We start from the raw sequence: 16,559 nt of genomic DNA on the forward strand, positions 1-16,559 counted from the left end.
GGTGGCGCGCCGTCCGGGCCCGGGTCAGGGAGTGGTGGCTGTCAGCCGAGGGTCCACTGCTGGTTGGTGGCGCCGGAGCAGGTCCAGAGTTGGGCGAGGGTGCCGTTGGTGGTGGCGGCGCCGGTGACGTCCAGGCACAGGCCGGACTGGGTGTTGGTGACGCTGCCGTCGGAGTTGAGGTGCCACTGCTGGTTGGTCTGGCCGTTGCAGGGCCACACGTCGACCTTGGTGCCGTTGGTGGTGCCCCTGCCGTAGGCGTCCAGGCACAGCTGGGTGCTGCCGCTGTAGACGGTCAGCTGGTCGGAAGAGGTGTGGGTCCAGGTCTGGTTCGAGCCGCCCCAGCAGTCGTAGATCTGCACCTGGGTGCCGGCCGTGGTCGAGCCGTTCGGCACGTCCAGGCACCTGCCCGAACCCGTACCGCGCAACGCACCGGTAGTACCGCCGCCGCCACCGCCGGGGCCTGAGCCGCCGCCGAGGGCGGCGAGCGCCGCGCCGTAGGCGGGCTTGGGCTGGTCGTTGTCGTCGTACATGGTGGCGGCGCCGTAGCCGGGGAAGGTGCCGGGGATCCAGGAGTGCGCGTCGTCGATGCCCCACTGGGAGACGCCGACGCAGCCGCTGACGGCGAGGCAGTCGCGCACCACCGTGGTGTAGTCGGTGGCCTGCTGGGCCAGCGAGCCGCCGCTCGCGGGGAGTTGGATGCGGTCGTCGAGCTCGGTGACGGCGACGTTCAGGCCGAGGTTGGCGAAGCGCTGCATGTTGGCCTGCATGTCGCCGGGGACCTGGCCGAGGATGAAGTGGCTCTCGAAGCCGATGCCGTCGAGCGGGACGCCCTGGGACTTGAGCTGGGAGGCCAGGGAGTAGAGGGCGTTGCTCTTGGCGTTCTCGCCCTCGACGTTGTAGTCGTTGAGGTAGAGCTTGGCGCCCGGGTCGGCGGCGTGGGCGGTGCGCAGGGCGTCGGCGAGGTAGCCGGGGCCCATCGCGTTGTAGAAGGCGTCCTGGCGCAGGCTGCCGTCGTCGTTGAACGGCTCGTTGACGACGTCCCAGGAGTAGACCTGGCCCTTGTAGTGGGTGGCCTCGGTGGTGATGTGGGACTCCATCGCGCCCTGGACCTGGTTGCTCGGCAGGTTGCTGACCCAGGACGGGAGTTGGCTGTGCCAGACCAGGTTGTGGCCGCGCACCCGCATGCCGTTCGACTTGGCGAAGTTGACGATCTGGTCGCCGGGGCCGAAGTTGTAGTTGCCGGGCGAGGGTTCGGTGGTGTCCCACTTCATCTCGTTGCCGGGGGTGACCATGTCGAACTGGGCGGCGGCGATGCTGGTTTCGCCGCTCACGCCGAGATCGCCGTCGGTCAGCGCGGTGCCGAAGTAGCGGGAGTCCGACTCGGCTGCGGCGCGCAGGGTCGAGGCGGTGGTGCTGCTGGTGGCGGCGGTGGCGGGAGCGGTCGCGGCCGGTAGGCCGACCACGACCGCCAGTGCGGCGGTGAGCGCGAGGGTCCGGGCACGGTGCAGTGCCCTGGGCGTGGGTTTGAGCTGCATGGTCGACCTCCAGCGGTCGTTGTGGGGGGAAGGCGCACGCCGACGGCACGGCGCGCCGACCGTGCGGGGGCACGGGAGCGGGGGCCAACGGGTGCGCGGGGAGTGGGGGATGGCGCCGCCCCGGCCGTCCGGCAACGGCACTCGGCGGGAGCGGCTCCCGAGGACCGACCGGCACCTGGTGGGTGGAGGCAGCAGCCGGTCGGCCTCAGCCAGGAAAGCGGCAGTTCGAATGATGCGTCAAGAATGGGTTGATAGTTTCGGCAATGTTTCGAAACCTCCGAGGTCAACGACGGCCGGGAGGCACTGCCGCGCCAGGCCGACCAAACCCGGTTCCTGCGCAACCACTTGACAGTCGGTCATGCACACTGCACCGTCTCCTCCCATGACATCCTCCCCGTGGACCGGCATCCCGGAGCTGAGGATGTTAGCGCTAACAACCCCACCCGTTCGCGCTACCAGGGAGAATCCGCGATGAAGATCCCCCATGCCTGGCGCCGCCTGCGCCGGCCCCTGCGAACCACCGCCCTCGCCCGGGCGGGCGCCGCGGCGGTCATCGTCCTCGGCGCGCTGGTCACCGCCGGAACCACGGCCGCACCGGCCCAGGCCGCCACCCAGGGGCCGTGCGACCTCTACGCCGCCGGCGGCACCCCGTGCGTGGCCGCCCACTCCACCACGCGGGCGCTGTACGGCTCCTACGGCGGCCCGCTCTACCAGGTGCGGCGCGCCTCCGACGGCGCCACCAAGGACATCGGCCTGCTGAGCGCCGGCGGCTACGCCGATGCCGCCGCGCAGGACGCGTTCTGCGCCGGCACCAGCTGCGTCATCACCGTCATCTACGACCAGTCCGGCCGGCACAACAACCTCACCCAGGGCCCCGGCGGCGGGGCCGCGCCCAACGCCGACAACCTGGCCGACGCCACCGCCGCGCCGATCACCCTGGGCGGCCACCAGGCCTACGGCGTCTACATCCCGCCCGGCACCGGCTACCGCGACGACAACACCAACGGCATCGCCACCGGCGACCAGCCGGAGGGCATGTACGCCGTCCTGGACGGATCGCACTACAACGGCGGCTGCTGCTTCGACTACGGCAACGCCGAGACCAGCAACCACGACGACGGCAACGGCACCATGGAGGCCGTCTACTTCGGCAACATCAAGGTCTGGGGCTACGGCAGCGGCAACGGCCCGTGGGTGATGGCCGATCAGGAGAACGGCCTGTTCTCCGGCGTCAACGCGGGCTACAACGCCAACGACCCGAGCATCAACGACCGGTTCGTGACCGCGATGGTCAAGGGCGGGCCCAACCAGTGGGCGATCCACGAGGGCAACGCCCAGTCCGGCGGCCTGGCCACCGGCTACAGCGGGCCGCGCCCCAACGTCAACGGCTACAACCCGATGCACAAGGAGGGCGCCATCATCCTGGGCATCGGCGGCGACAACAGCAACGGCGCCGACGGCACCTTCTACGAGGGCGTGATGACCTCGGGCTACCCGAGCGACGCCACCGAGAACGCGGTCCAGGCCAACATCACCGCCGTCGGCTACGGCACCTCCAGTACCGGCGGTGCCAGTGGTGCGTTGCGCGGTACGGGTTCGGGCAGGTGCCTGGACGTGCCGAACGGCTCGACCACGGCCGGCACCCAGGTGCAGATCTACGACTGCTGGGGCGGCTCGAACCAGACCTGGACCCACACCTCTTCCGACCAGCTGACCGTCTACAGCGGCAGCACCCAGCTGTGCCTGGACGCCTACGGCAGGGGCACCAGCAACGGCACCAAGGTCGACGTGTGGCCCTGCAACGGCCAGACCAACCAGCAGTGGCACCTGAACTCCGACGGCAGCGTCACCAACGCCCAGTCCGGCCTGTGCCTGGACGTCACCGGCGCCGCCACCACCAACGGAACCCTCGCCCAACTCTGGACCTGCTCCGGCGCCACCAACCAGCAGTGGACCCTCGGCTGAGCCGGCTCGGGCTGGCTTGACATGGTCTGTGTGAGCGTTAACAATCTTGCTCGACAGCAATGAGAGCTCCGCCGGTCGAACGTGGCTGCCCCCAGGCTTCCCATGTTCGACCGGCGGCCGCGGGTCCGCCCCTATGAGGGTGGGGAGCGGAACGGAGCCCGTCGCCGGTGCGCTCCGGCCTTCCCCGGACCGGAGCCGCACCGGCGGCGGGTGGCCGGCGGCGCCGCTCGTTCCGACAGCCGAGGGAGCAGCCAGTGCCGGGAGACCCACACCCGTGCCACGATGACCTGACGGTCACTCAGGAGACCGCCGCCACCCTGCCGGACGGCCGGCGGGTGACCCGGTGGACCTTCGGCTCCGCGCGGCACGTCACGGTGGAGGTGCTCGACCTCGGCGCCCGGCTCCAGGCCCTGCACGTGCCGGACGCGAACGGGCGGCGGGCCAACGTCGTCCTCGGCTGCGACGGTGTCGCGGACCTGCTCGGCGAAGCCGCCTACCTCGGTGCGACGGTCGGCCGCTACGCGAACCGGATCGCCGGCGGCGTGCTGCCGCTGGACGGTGCCACGCACCACCTGGCCACCCAGGACGGCGGTCACACCCTGCACGGCGGGCCGGACGGCTTCGCCACCCGGCTGTGGGACGGCGTGGTGGTCCGGTCGGGCCGGCGGGTCGGCGTCCGCTTCCGCCTGCACAGCCCGGACGGCGACCAGGGGTTCCCCGGCGCCCTCGACGCCGAGGTGACCTACCTGCTCGACCCGGCGGGCGACCTCTCGATCTCCTACCGGGCGACCACCGATGCCCCGACGGTGGTCAACCTCACCAACCACGCCTACTTCAACCTGGCCGGCGAGCGCTGCGGCACGGTGCTCGACCACCTGCTCCGGGTCGAGGCCAACGGCTACCTGCCGGTCGACGCGCGGCTGATCCCGCTCGGCCAGGTGGAGCCCGTCGGCGGTACGCCGTTCGACCTGCGCGGAGCGTCCCGGATCGGCGACCAGCTCGCGGCCGGCCACCCGCAGGTCCGCCGGGCGGCCGGCTTCGACCACAACTGGGTGCTCGACGGCACCGGTTTCCGCCGGGCGGCCGTCCTGGTCCACCCGGACAGCGGCCGGCGGCTCGACTGCCTGACCACCGAGCCGGGCATCCAGGTCTACACCGGCGGCCACTTCGACGGCTCGCTGGCCGGCCGCTCCGGCCGCCCGTACTGGGCCCACGCGGGCATCGCGCTGGAGACCCAGCACTTCCCCGACTCGCCCAACCGCCCCGACTACCCCTCCACCGTCCTGCGCCCGGGGGAGGAGTACCGCTCGACGACGGTGTACCGGTTCTCGGCCGAGTGAGCGCAGGGGTGCGCCGGCGGCTCCAACGTGCCAGTGTGCCAAGCCCGCAGACGCGGTCCTGGCACACTGGCACGATGACGAGGAAGCTGATGATCGCGCTCACCGACACGGTGGACGCCCCGGTCGACCGGGTGTTGGACCTCATCGCCGACAGGTACGGCCCGGCGGTGGGGCTGGACCCCTCGCGGGTCGAGGTCGACCGGGAGCACGGTCGCATCGCCTACCAGGGCGGCTGGTGGTACCGCGGGGAGTACGAGGTCACCGAGGAGGCCGGGCACACCCGGGTCACGCACCGAGTCCTCAACGTGGCCGGCCGGGGCAGCCGGTGGGCCGTCCCCCTGGCGAACAAGTTCTTCATCGGCTTCCGGGACCGGACCACGGCAGGCTTCCGCGAGTTGCTGCGCGAGGCCGGCGGGAGCCGCTGACCGCGCTGTCGGACGGCTCGCGCCCCCGCGGCCCGGTGACGAGTCCTCAGGGCCCCGCGTACGCCGTCGCCTGGATGCCGTAGAGCTCGGCGTAGCGGCCCCGCTCGGCGAGGAGTTCGCGGTGCGAGCCGATCTCGACGAGGCGGCCGCCGGCCAGCACCAGGATGAGGTCGGCGCCGGTGACGGTGGAGAAGCGGTGCGAGACGATCACCGTGATCGCCCCGGTGCGGGCGGCGAGTTCGCGGGCCCGGGCCATCTGCCGCTGGAAGATCTCCTGTTCGCTGGGGGCGTCCAGCGAGGCGGTGGGCTCGTCGAGGACGAACAGCAGCGGGTCGCGGCGCATGGTGGCCCGGGCCAGGGCGGTCTTCTGCCACTGGCCCTCGGACAGGTCCACCCCGCCCAGCTCGCGGCCCAGTTGGGTGTCCAGGCCGTCGGGCAGGCGCGCGACGAACCCGGTGGCCTCCGCCTCGCCGACCGCCTCGGCGATCCGCTCGCGGTCCGCCAGGTGCGGCAGGTCGCCCAGGCCGACGGTCTCGGCGAACACCGTGTGGTAGCGGCCGAAGTCCTGGAAGGCCGCGCTGGTGCGGGCGTGCCAGTGCGCGGCGTCGAAGTCCGCGAGGTCGGTCCCGTCGACGGTGATCCGACCCGAGTCCGGCCGGTAGAACCGGTTGAGCAGTTTGACCAGCGTGGTCTTGCCGGAGCCGTACTCGCCGACCACCGCGACCACGGTGCCCGCCGGGATGGTGAAGCTCAGCTCGGCCAGCGCGAGCCGGTCGGTTCCGGGGTACTCGTAACTGACCCGGTCGAAGACGATGCCCTCGGTGAGCCGGGGCGGCGGCGCCAACTCGCCGGTGCGGCTCGCGCGTTGGTCGGCGGTGTAGCGGCGCAGCCACAGGTACGGGTCGATGAAGCGCTGGGCGGCCACCGCGTCCGTGCTGCGGGCCACGGCGGACTGCACCGAACCGCGCAGAGTGGCGGCGACGGTCAGCGCGAGCACCACGTCGCCCGGCGCGCCGTGCCCGGTCGCGGTGCGGTGGATGACCAGGCCCAGGGCGGCCACGAAACCGAGGGTGAAGAGCGCCCAGCCGCTCACCCGCCAGGCCGCTGCCGCCAGTTGTGCCCGGAACCGGCGCCGGGCGGCCTGCGCCCAGACGGCGGCCTGCCGCCGGGTCAGCTCCTCGCCCGCCCCCGCGACCCGGACCTCCTTGGCGGGTGCGGCCCCTGACACGGTCTCGAACAGGTGCTGGTTGAGCCGGACCGCCTCCGCGGCCTCGGTCTCGGCCCGGCTGTTCTCCAGTTGGCCCCGCCGGTCGAACCAGAGCGGGACGGCGGCGGCCGGCAGCAGGAGCAGCAGCAAGGGGCTTACCGATCCCAACAGCAGGAGGGAGAGGCCGAGTTGCAGCACGCTGAACAGCGCGCCGACGCCGGACCAGAAGCCGTTGGCGATGTGCCAGGGCGCGCCGCGCACGATCATCGCCCGGTCCAGGAAGTCGCTGCGCTCCACGTGTTCCACGCCGTCCAGCAGGGCGAGCTCGCGGTTGATCGAGGCGTTCAGGTCCAGCACGCCGACCTGGTCGACGAGCAGCCCCTTGATGTTGCTGCCCAGGTCGCTGAGGACAGCCGTGACGGCGTAGACGGCGGCCGCACCGAGCGCGGCGGCGACCGCGGTGCCGGAGTCGCCCGCCACCGCGGCGTCGATCGCGGCGCGCAGGCAGAGGGCGGTGGCGGCGACCGTGCCGAGCGAGAGCAGCTGGGTGAGCAGCGAGCCGGTGGTCAGCCGGCGGGAACGGCGCCAGGACAGGTCGAACAGGTCCCGGGCGAGCCCCAGGTAGTCGCGGGCGGTCGGCCGGTCGTCGGATGGCTGCGGTCGGCGGGTCACGGGAGCTCCCTCTCGTCCGTACGGTCGTCGTAGCCGAGCCGGAAGCGCTCGGCCTGGATGGCGAAGAGGTCGGCGTACTTGCCCTCGCGGGCCATGAGTTCGTCGTGGGTGCCGGACTCGGTGATCCGCCCGCCGTCCAGCAGCACGATCCGGTCGGCCTGCCGGACGGTGGACAGGCGGTGCGAGATCAGCACCACGCCGGCCCGGCCGCGGTGGCGCGCGAGGCGTTCGAAGACCTCGAACTCGGTGCGGACGTCGAGGTGCGCGGTCGGCTCGTCGAGCACCAGCAGGCCGGCACCGGTGTGCACGGCGTACAGGGCGCGGGCGAGCACGGCCTGCTGCCACTGGCCGCCGGAGAGGTCCACACCGCCGGTCCGGGTGCGCGCGAGCGGGGTCCGCCAGCCGTCCGGCAGGCGCTCCAGCACCGCGTCGAAGCCGGAGTCCCGCGCGGCGGTGGCCAAGGCGGCCTGGTCGACCGGCACGGTGGCGTGTCCGAGCGCGACGTTGTCCGCCGCCGACAGCTGGTACTTGACGAAGTCCTGGAACACCACCGAGACGTGCTCGCGCCAGGCCGCGGTGCCGATGTCGGCGAGGTCGGTCCCGTCGGCCGTGATCCGGCCGCCGGTCGGGCGGTAGAGCCCCGACAGCAGCTTGATCAGGGTGGACTTGCCGGCACCGTTGAGCCCCACCACGGCGAGCAGTTCACCGGGCCGGATCTCCAGGTCGAGTCCGTTCAGCACGGTCCGCCCGGTGCCCGGGTAGCCGAAGGACACGTTCTCGAAGGCGACCAGCGGCGGCTCGGTGAACCGGACGGCGGCGGTCGGCTCCGCGTGCTCGGCCGGGCCGAGGGCTTCGCGCAGCTCCTGGTAGGCCCGCGTGCCCTCGCCCGCGGCGCGGATGTTGCGGACGTCCTCGCTGTAGCCGAACGCCAGCAGCAGCGACCAGGAGGCCGTCAGTACGGCGGTGAGGACGGCGACCGTGACCCGGCCGTGGGCCGCGTCGTGGGCCACTGCCAGGTAGACGGCGGCCAGCGGCAGGCCGACCAGCAGGAACTGGTTCCACTCGTTGACGAGCATGCGGCGCGAGGCCGACCAGACCGGGGCGAACATCTGCTGCAGGTACTGCTGGACCCGGTCGGTCAGCCAGCGGCCGAGGCCGAAGACCCGGATCTCCATGGCCGGGCCGACGGTGGTCAGCGCGTTCTGCCAGACCTCCGCGTGCCGGCCGTGGTCGATGCCCCGGCGCCACAGGTCGGTGAAGACCACGGCCTGGCGGCTGCGCAGGTACTGGTTGAGCGCGGCGGGCAGCAGCAGCACCGGCACGGCCCACCAGGCGTACTGCGCGAGCACCGAGCAGGAGGCGGCGACGCCGAACAGGCCGGTGGCCCGGCGCAGCAGGCCGAGGGCGCCGTCGGCCGGGGTGCGTTCCGTCCAGTTGGCCGGTTCGGCCCGGGCCTGCCGGATCAGCCGCTGCACCCGCGGCGTCTCGAGCGCCTCGATGGTCGGCACCCGGGCGGTGAGCCTGAGCAACCGGGTCCGGTGCGCGCCGTCGATCCGGGCGTGCGCGAGCTGTTCGAAGGGGGCGGTCAGTGCCTCGATGACGTGTCCGACCAGCAGGACGAGGCCGAAGACGGCGAGCGGGCCGAGGGCGGCGGCGAACATGTCCGAGCCCGGGTGGCCCTGCACGCGGGCGATCAGCGCCGCGGTGGTCAGCGCCGCGGCGGCCGGGACGGCCGCCTGCACGGCGAGCAGCCCGACCAGGGCGATCAGCAGCGGGGCCCGCGCGTCGCGCAGCGGACGCAGGAGCAGGACGGTGCGTTCTGGGACGGGTATCACTGGCGTAGGTCCTCTGGAGGCGGTGGGGCGACGGACACGGCGAGGAAAGCCAGGGGTGCGGATCGAGGGGCGGACGGATCTGCGACTGTGGGCATGTCGGCTCCTTCTGGTACGAGTGTGGACTGACGATCGGTCAGGGGCACGGAGTTTCGCGCTGAGCTAATGGTCCGTCAGCTGGCGGCGAAGACCCGGACGTCCCAGGCCCCCAGGCGGATCCGGGCGCCCGCGGCGATCGCGCCGTCGGTCAGGACATCGGTCAGGACATCGGTCAGGTCGGTGGGTGCGAGGACCTCGACGGGCTCCCAGCTCCAGTTGTGCACCACGTGGACGCGGCGCCCGTCCGGGTTGGTGCCGGTGGCCGCGGTGACGGAGGCGGGCAGGTCGCGCCAGCCGCTGACCGGGGTGGGGGCCAGCCAGGCGGCCAGCGCCCGGGCGAAGCCGCGGCCGGGCACGGTGCCGACGCAGGTCACCCGGCCGGCGCCGTGCGGGTGGGTGGTGACGGCGGGCCAGCGGCCGAAGTGCGGGTGGTCGTACTCGGCGAGCACGGTGGCGCTGGTGGCGGTCAAGCCCTCCACCCAGTGGGTGGCGGTGGCGTCCTGGGGGAGCGTCAGGGGGCTGCCGGGGGCGGCGTGCAGGGGGAGCGGGGCGGGCAGGTTGCTGAACTCGTCGTAGTAGGCCCCGGCGGCGGTGGTGAGGCGGGCCGGGGTGGGCTCGTGGCGGGCCCGGGCCTCCTGGTCGGCGTAGCCGGTGCGCGGGCCGAGCACCAGGTGGCCGCCGGCCCGGGCGTACGCCCGCAGCCATTCGAGCGTGGAGTCCTCGGCGAGGTGGAGGCCGGGGACGACGAGCACGGGGTGGCGCCGGGCGGCCAGCTCGGGGGCCAACCCGCCGTTGTCGTCCCGGGGGTCGTGGAGCTGGCGGGCGTGCAGGATCCGCACCTGGCGGCCCGACTCGAAGGCGCCGCGGTAGAACGGGTCGAAGATCCGCTGGTAGGAGGCGCCGTCGGGCGTGCCGTCCGGGGTGGCGAGCGGTGGGTACTTCTGCATCAGCCACTTGCTGGGCATCGAGTGCACCATGGTGATGTCGGCGTCGGGGTGCAGGTCGGCCGCCAGTGCCCCGGCGGTCTCGAAGTCGGCTCCCAGCCGGGCTAGTTCGTGGTAGATCCGGCCCGGGCGGCCGCTGTGCGGCAGGATCCCGCCCCAGTAGGTCTCGGTGCCGAAGTGCAGGGTGTGCCAGTGCCAGTACTCGATCATCCGGGCGCCCCGGGAGACCATCGCCCAGGCGGCCTGCCGCCACTGGCCGTCGAAGGCCGGCCGGTTCTCCGAAGTGCCGCTGATGGCCTGGGCGTTGGTCTCGGTGACCAGGAACGGCTCCTGCCGGGAGGAGAAGATCCGGTCCGCGCTGCGGTACAGGGCCCAGACGCCGGTGGTCTTCCACTCCTGGGTGTGCGCGTCAGGGGTGGGGTCGGGCAGGGTGAGGGCGTCCTGCATGTCGTAGTAGGGGTTGCCGGCGGTGACGTCCAGGCTGTCGGTCAGCTCGTCGTCGTCCATCGCCGGGTGCTCGTAGGCGATGCAGGTGGTGACGAACTGCTCGGGGCGGGCGTACTCGCGCACGATGCCGGCCTGCCAGGCGATGAACTCGCTGGTCTGGCGCGCCTGGAAGGCCCGCCAGGCGACGTCGTACTGCGGCTGCTGGTTGCCCTCGGGCCGCCACAGGTCGGCCCAGGTGGTCAGCCGGTGCGACCAGTAGACCAGGCCCCACTCGCGGTTGAGGGTCTCCACGTCGCCGTACTCGGCGCGCAGGTGGTCGGTGAACCGCTGGAAGACGCCGTGGTTGTGGGGCAGGTGCAGGCCGGGTTCGTTGTCCACCTGGAAGCCGATGACGGCCGGGTGCGCCGCGTGCCGGGCGAGGATGGCCCGGGTGACCCGCTCGGCGTGGAAGCGGAAGGCGGCGTGGGTGAAGTCCGCCTCCTGGCGGGCGCCCCCGGTCATCCGCCGGCCGGTGGGCTGCTGGGTCGCGATCTCCGGGTACTGCCGGGCCAGCCAGGGCGGCACGGCGTAGGTGGGCGTGCCGAGCACGACGCAGATGCCGCGCTCGTGCGCGGCGTCCAACACGGGGTGGAGCCACTCCAGTTCGAACCGGCCGTCCTCCGGCTCCCAGGTGGACCAGACCGACTCCCCGACCCGGATGACGGTGAACTTCGCCTCGGCCATCAGGTCGAGGTCCTGCTTGAGCCGGTCGTACGGCTGGTACTCCGGGTAGTAGGCGGCGCCGAACAGGACGCGCGGGGGCAGCGGGAACATGTGCGGACCTCGGGACGTGAGGGTGCCCCGACCGCCGGGAGACCGGCGGTCGGGGCGGGGAAAAGGGGTCGGATCAGGTCAGGAAGCGGTGCCGGTCACGGTGGTGCCGGACTTGGTCACCGTGTAGGTCACCGTGGCGCCGCTCCAGAACTCGACGGTCAGCGTCACCGGGGCGCCGTCCTTGAGCGAGTTGAGGAAGTCGGGCTTGAAGACCAACGCGTTGTTCGCGTAGTCCGGCGAGAAGGCCCCGTTGAAGGCCTGGTAGGCGGTCCAGCTCGCCGAGCCGGCGGCGGTGCCGTCGGCGTACTGGGACTTGATGGTCTCCAGCTGGTCACCGTTGTACTGGGTGGGGATGCTGAGCGAGGCGGTGGTGCCGGTGGCGTCGGACAGCACCGGCTTGTCGGAGGAGATCACGTGGATCAGCCACGGCACGCCGGTGGAGAACTCGGCCTTGATCGTCGAGTTGACCCCGTAGGCCTGGTTGCCGCTGAGGTCGGCGAGTGCCCGCGCCGTGAGGGTCAGCTGGGTGCCGCTGACGGTGTAGTCGCGGCCCTCGACCAGCTTCTGGTGCCCGTTCCACAGGCCCTTGAAGGTGGTGCCGTTCAGGTTGAGGGTGAGGGTCTGCGCCGTGAACGGGCCGCCCTTCGGCACGAAGACGTTGTCGCTGGAGGCCGTGCCGGAGCGGGCCTTCCAGGACGACTTGATCATCGAGAAGATGTCGGGCTCGCGCCACTGCATGGCGGTGCGGTCCAGGTAGTTGCCGTCGTCCCAGAGCGCGCTGGTGACGCCGTTGAGTCGGGCCTGGTAGTTGACGTCCTCGTAGTACTTGAGCAGCTCGCCCTGCTCGACGGTGCCGGAGTTGGGCTCGCTGAGCAGGCCGTACTCGCCCAGGTAGACCGGTATGCCCTTGGCGACGAACTCGCTGTGCATCAGGGCGAAGGTGTCGGCCGTCATCTTCTGGTTCGTGGCGTCGTAGGTGGTGCCGCCGGCGATGTTCACGCTGAACGGGTAGTAGCCGTAGAAGTGCACGGTGGCCACGATGTTCTTGTCGTGCAGCGAGGCGATCTCGCCGTTCAGGTCGTCCATCAGCGGCTGGGACGGCGTGCAGCCCTGGGTGGGCAGCATGAGCAGGCGGTTCCCGTTGTTCCCGCCGCTGCCCCGCACGACGGCGTGGAACGCGGTGTTGAGCTCGTTCATGGACGCGGTCTTCTGGGCGTCGGAGGTGCCCGCGGCGAACTGCGGCTCGTTGACGCTCTCGAAGAGCAGCTTGCGCGACTCGTCCTTGAACTCGGCGGCGATCTGCGTCCAGGTCGCGTCGAACCGGGCCAGCACGGCGTCGTGGTCGCTGGGGACCGAGATGTTCTCGATCCAGTCCCAGGAGTCGTGGTGCACGTTCAGGTCGACGTAGAGGCCGTCGGCCAGCGCGTAGTCCACCACCTGCTTCACCCGGGCCATCCAGGTCGCGTCGATGGTGTACGGGGCGGTGGCGGACTGGTGGGGGTACCAGGAGACCGGGATGCGGACGCTCTTGAAGCCCTGGGCCTTCAGGTAGTCGAAGAGGGCCTTGGTGGTGAGCGGGTTGCCCCAGGAGGTCTCGTCGGGGATGGCGTCCATGGTGTTGCCCAGGTTCCAGCTGGGCTGCATCTGCGCCACGGCCTTCATCGGGTCGTTGGGGACCCAGGTGGACGCGGCGTTCGAGGCGGCCTGGTCGGCTGGGGCCGCGAGGGCGGTGCCGGTGGCGAGGCCGGTGGTGGTGATCAGGGCCACCAGCAGGCTCGCGGTCCGGGTGAGCCGGCGGCTGCGGGGGCCGGTGGCCCGTCGTGCGTCGTTCATGGGTGGTACCTCTCCGGGGGTGTTCTGGTGGGGGGTCAGGAGGCTTGTGCGGCTCGGTAGTCGAACCAGTCGAAGTGGACGGTGCCGGACGCGGCGTACATGCCGATCACCCGGCCGGTGAAGCCACCGGTCACCTCGGTGGACAGGTAGCGGCCTTCGAGGCTGCCGAGCACGGTGAACGTGCCGTCCGGCTCCTCGATGCCGAAGGAGACCAGGTCCGGGCCGCTGCGCGCCTCCCGCGGCTGCTGCTTGGCGATGTCGACACCGAGCACCACCGGTCCGGCGGGCAGCGGTCGGGCCGCCACCTCGGTGCGCAACGAGCCGATCCGCGCGAACACCTTCACCTCGCCGTCGCCGGCCTCGATCTCGTAGTGGTGCTGCTCGTCGAGGCGGACGGCCAGGCCGCCCCGGCCGGCGGAGGCGTCGACCAGCGTCCGTGCCTCGCAGGACAGGTGCTGCTGGCGGCGGCCGGTGAAGACCACGTCGGGCTCGTCCAGCGAGGCGCCGGCGGCGCGCAGGGTCAGCCAGCCGGAGCGCTCCTTGGTGGTGCAGAGCTCGGCGCGGCGCTCGCGCACCGAGATCCACTGCGGGTGCAGCTCGGCCTCGTCGAAGTCGTCGCGGGCCGGCACGGCCGGGACGGGCGTCAGCGGCCAGCCGGGCGCGGGCATCTCCAGCTCCAGCTCGCCGACCACGGGCCAGCCGTCCTCCCAGGTCACCGGCACCAGGAAGGTCTCGCGGCCGAGCACGTGCCAGCCGGGGGTGCCGCCGCCCGGTCGCACGGCGAGCAGCACCAGGCACCAGGAGCCGTCGGGCGCCTGCACCAGGTCGGCGTGGCCGGTGTTCTGGATCGGGTGGTGCATGCTGCGATGGGTCAGGATCGGGTTCGCGGGGCACGGTTCGAACGGGCCGGTCGGCGAGGTGCCGCGGGCGATCGAGACGCAGTGGCCGCGCTCGGTGCCGCCCTCGGCGATCAGCAGGTACCAGTACTCGCCGATCCGGTACAGGTGCGGTGCCTCGGGGGCCTGCGCGCCGGGTGCGCCGGACCAGGTGCGCTCCGGCTCGCTCAGGTTCTCGCCGGTCACCGGGTCGAGGCGGAACTGGGAGATGCCGGCGACGGTGCACCAGCAGGTGCCGTCCTCGTCCCAGGCCAGGTCGGGGTCGATGCCGGGCACGCCGGGCAGCGGCAGCGGGTCGGACCAGGGGCCCGCCGGGTCGGTGGCGGTGAAGAGCACGTTGCCGGTGGAGCCCACGTTGGTGACGATCAGCCAGAACCGGCCGTCGTGGTGGCGCAGGGTGGGCGCGTAGATGCCCGCGGAGGACGGCATGGTGTGCGGCAGGGGCAGCTGGCTCGGCCGGTCCAGGGCGTTGCCGATCTGACGCCAGTTCACCAGGTCGCGGCTGTGGAAGACGGGGATGCCGGGGAAGTACTCGAAGCTGGAGTTGACGAGGTAGTAGTCGTCGCCCACCCGGCAGATGCTGGGGTCGGGGTGGAAGCCCGGGATCACGGGGTTGGCGAAGCCGCCGTCCGTCTGCTGCTGGCCTGACACTGGGTCACATCCTTTTAGGGGCAAGGTCTTTCGGAGGGTGTTCGTGCTCGGGGGTGGTGCCCCGGCGGTTTGGGGCGGCCGGGGCACCACTGGTCGGGCTGGCTCAGCCGGTCGCGCAGGCGGTGCCGTTGAGCCAGAAGGTGGCCGGGTCGGCATCACTGCTCGACCAGGTGGACTGGAAGGCGAACTGCACGTTTCCGCCCTGCGGGACGGAGCCGTTGGAGGACAGGTTCAGGGCGTTCACGCTGGGGCCGCTCTGGTTGATCGTGGCGCCCCAGGTGGTGGTGACCTTGTCGTCCCCGGCGAAGTTGAAGCCGAGGTCCCAACCGTTCAGCTGGCCGAGGCCGTTGTTGGTGATCGTGATCGAGCCGACCATGCCGCCCGCCCACTCGTTCTTGTTGTAGACGACCCGGCAGGGTGCGCTGGTGGGGTGCAGCTGGACGACCGTGATGCCGTAGGCCGGCACGGTCTGGGTGGTCGCGCTGCCGATGGTGGCGGAGTTGATCGAGGTCCCGTTCTCCAGGTACGAGTAGACGGTGGGGGTGTCGGAGGACGGGGTGAACCCGGCGTAGGACAGGTTGACGGTGGCGCTGTTGTTCGGGTCCTTGTTGATCAGCATGACGTCCACGTCGCCGTCGGCGCGGCGGACGGCGTGCGCGGAGAGCAGCGAGGTGGAGCTGGCGGCCTTGACCAGCGTGTCACCCGCCGCCCCCAGCTTGGTGATCAGCTGGGTGCCGTAGTAGGCGGGGAACGGGTGGTCCAGGGACCCCTCGCAGGGGGAGCTGGCGACCATGCCATAGTCGTTGTAGTCGGTGGCGCCGTCCACCCAGGTGGTGCCGGAGCAGTCGGAGCCGTTGCGCAGTGCCCACCAGTCCACGTTGAAGGCGCCGTTCTCCATCCAGGTGAGCAGCTCGTCTGGGGCGAAGAGCCCGTTCGGGGCGGTGTCGCGGTAGCTGGTGCTGTTGGCCTCGGTCACCGCGATGCCGACGTTGGCGGCGTTGCTGCCGGCGTACTGGTTGATCAGCGAGCGCACGGTGGCGGCGATGCCCGGGATCAGCGACTGCGGCTTGCCGAGCAGGTCGGCCTCGCTGGTGCTGCTCGGGTAGGTGTGCACGATCGCGAAGTCGATCTTGGAGCCGGCGATGGACAGGACGGTGTGGTTCCAGTCCATCGTGTCGCCCGGACCGACGACGCCGTCCGGCCACCCACCCGGGGTGGTCAGCACCGCGCCGATCTTGATGGTCGGGTCGACCGCCTTCATCGCGGAGATGTACTGCACGAGGTTGTCGGCGTAGGTGGTGGCGCTGTGGCTGCTGTGGGTGTCGTACTCCCAGCCGCTGCCGTTGCTGTACTCGCCGTTGCCGTAGACCTCGTTGCCGACCTCCCAGTACTTGATGCCGTAACCCTTGGTCTGGTTGGCGTACTGGACCCAGGCGGCGGCCTCCTGGGGCGTGCCGGAGCCGTAGTTGACGGTGATGATCGGCTGCGCGCCGGCCGCACGGGCGGTGCCCATGAAGGCGTCGAAGCCGGTGTTCGGGGCGACGTAGGCGCCGCCCGAGGAGGTGCCGGACTGCCAGTGGTAGACGTCGGCTTCGCTGCCGCCGGGGTAGCGGACGGCGCCGATGCCGGCGTTGCCGAGCAGGCCGGAGGTGTCGGAGGCGTTCATGGTGCTGTCGAAGACGGCCAGGTTGGTGCCGACGCCCGTGTTCGGGATGACGGCGAGCTGCTGGGCGGCGTCGACCGACACCGAGACGGCGGTGGTGGCCGCCGCAGGAGGTGCGGTCGCGGCGGTGACGCCGGCGAACGCCAGGGTCAGGGTCGCGGCGAGCGCGACCGTGCGGCTAGGTGTGGGGTGGCACGACCATCTCATGTTGTCCCTCCATGGGGATGGCGTTGAGCG

General features: G+C 71.8%; 10 protein-coding genes. 3 read left to right on the forward strand and 7 right to left on the reverse strand.

Features of this window, described 5'->3' with window-relative positions; translation table 11 throughout:
* Nucleotides 1-41 precede the first annotated feature (41 nt).
* Nucleotides 42-1,535: an endo-1,4-beta-xylanase gene (locus tag FHX73_RS28165; protein WP_145908709.1), complete on the reverse strand. Its 1,494-nt coding sequence runs from the start codon at nucleotides 1,533-1,535 to the stop codon at nucleotides 42-44.
* A 471-nt stretch (nucleotides 1,536-2,006) separates the two neighbouring features.
* Between FHX73_RS28165 and FHX73_RS28170 the strand changes: the two genes are divergently transcribed.
* The 3 genes from FHX73_RS28170 (at nucleotide 2,007) to FHX73_RS28180 (ending at nucleotide 5,265) form a co-directional block, all read left to right on the forward strand.
* On the forward strand, nucleotides 2,007-3,500 hold the full coding sequence (locus FHX73_RS28170) for an arabinofuranosidase catalytic domain-containing protein (protein WP_145908710.1): 1,494 nt from the start codon (nucleotides 2,007-2,009) through the stop codon (nucleotides 3,498-3,500).
* A gap of 254 nt (nucleotides 3,501-3,754) precedes the next feature.
* Entirely contained in the window at nucleotides 3,755-4,840 is a 1,086-nt protein-coding gene (locus tag FHX73_RS28175) for an aldose epimerase family protein (protein ID WP_246213923.1), read from the forward strand.
* 74 nt (nucleotides 4,841-4,914) lie between these two features.
* Entirely contained in the window at nucleotides 4,915-5,265 is a 351-nt protein-coding gene (locus FHX73_RS28180) for a hypothetical protein (RefSeq protein ID WP_145908711.1), read from the forward strand.
* A 46-nt stretch (nucleotides 5,266-5,311) separates the two neighbouring features.
* Here FHX73_RS28180 and FHX73_RS28185 read toward each other — a convergent pair whose 3' ends face one another.
* From FHX73_RS28185 to FHX73_RS28210, 6 genes are all read right to left on the reverse strand, one after another.
* Nucleotides 5,312-7,144 (reverse strand): ABC transporter ATP-binding protein, encoded by a 1,833-nt coding sequence (locus tag FHX73_RS28185; protein ID WP_145908712.1) that lies wholly within the window; start codon nucleotides 7,142-7,144, stop codon nucleotides 5,312-5,314.
* Nucleotides 7,141-8,979, reverse strand: a complete 1,839-nt coding sequence (locus FHX73_RS28190; protein WP_211786356.1) for an ABC transporter ATP-binding protein — start codon at nucleotides 8,977-8,979, stop codon at nucleotides 7,141-7,143. The genes FHX73_RS28185 and FHX73_RS28190 overlap by 4 nt, the downstream gene beginning before the upstream one ends.
* Nucleotides 8,980-9,149: 170 nt before the next feature.
* Nucleotides 9,150-11,279 carry a beta-galactosidase gene (locus FHX73_RS28195; protein WP_145908713.1) on the reverse strand — a complete coding sequence of 710 codons (2,130 nt, stop codon included), beginning with the start codon at nucleotides 11,277-11,279 and terminating at the stop codon, nucleotides 9,150-9,152.
* A 78-nt stretch (nucleotides 11,280-11,357) separates the two neighbouring features.
* Nucleotides 11,358-13,112, reverse strand: a complete 1,755-nt coding sequence (locus tag FHX73_RS28200; protein WP_145908714.1) for a cellulase family glycosylhydrolase — start codon at nucleotides 13,110-13,112, stop codon at nucleotides 11,358-11,360.
* 35 nt (nucleotides 13,113-13,147) lie between these two features.
* Nucleotides 13,148-14,659 carry a glycoside hydrolase family 43 protein gene (locus tag FHX73_RS28205; RefSeq protein ID WP_246213924.1) on the reverse strand — a complete coding sequence of 504 codons (1,512 nt, stop codon included), beginning with the start codon at nucleotides 14,657-14,659 and terminating at the stop codon, nucleotides 13,148-13,150.
* Nucleotides 14,660-14,762: 103 nt separating this feature from the next.
* Nucleotides 14,763-16,529 (reverse strand): cellulose binding domain-containing protein, encoded by a 1,767-nt coding sequence (locus FHX73_RS28210; protein WP_145908715.1) that lies wholly within the window; start codon nucleotides 16,527-16,529, stop codon nucleotides 14,763-14,765.
* Between the last annotated feature and the right edge of the window lie 30 nt (nucleotides 16,530-16,559).

The sequence above is a fragment of the Kitasatospora viridis genome (genome assembly GCF_007829815.1).
In the GTDB taxonomy this organism is placed as follows: domain Bacteria; phylum Actinomycetota; class Actinomycetes; order Streptomycetales; family Streptomycetaceae; genus Kitasatospora; species Kitasatospora viridis.

Coding starts and splice junctions, on each gene's coding strand:
- FHX73_RS28165 (WP_145908709.1), bottom strand. CDS start 1,535: ATGCAGCTCAAACCCACGCCCAGGGCACTGCACCGTGCCCGGACCCTC.
- FHX73_RS28170 (WP_145908710.1), top strand. CDS start 2,007: ATGAAGATCCCCCATGCCTGGCGCCGCCTGCGCCGGCCCCTGCGAACC.
- FHX73_RS28180 (WP_145908711.1), top strand. CDS start 4,915: ATGACGAGGAAGCTGATGATCGCGCTCACCGACACGGTGGACGCCCCG.
- FHX73_RS28195 (WP_145908713.1), bottom strand. CDS start 11,279: ATGTTCCCGCTGCCCCCGCGCGTCCTGTTCGGCGCCGCCTACTACCCG.
- FHX73_RS28200 (WP_145908714.1), bottom strand. CDS start 13,112: ATGAACGACGCACGACGGGCCACCGGCCCCCGCAGCCGCCGGCTCACC.
- FHX73_RS28210 (WP_145908715.1), bottom strand. CDS start 16,529: ATGAGATGGTCGTGCCACCCCACACCTAGCCGCACGGTCGCGCTCGCC.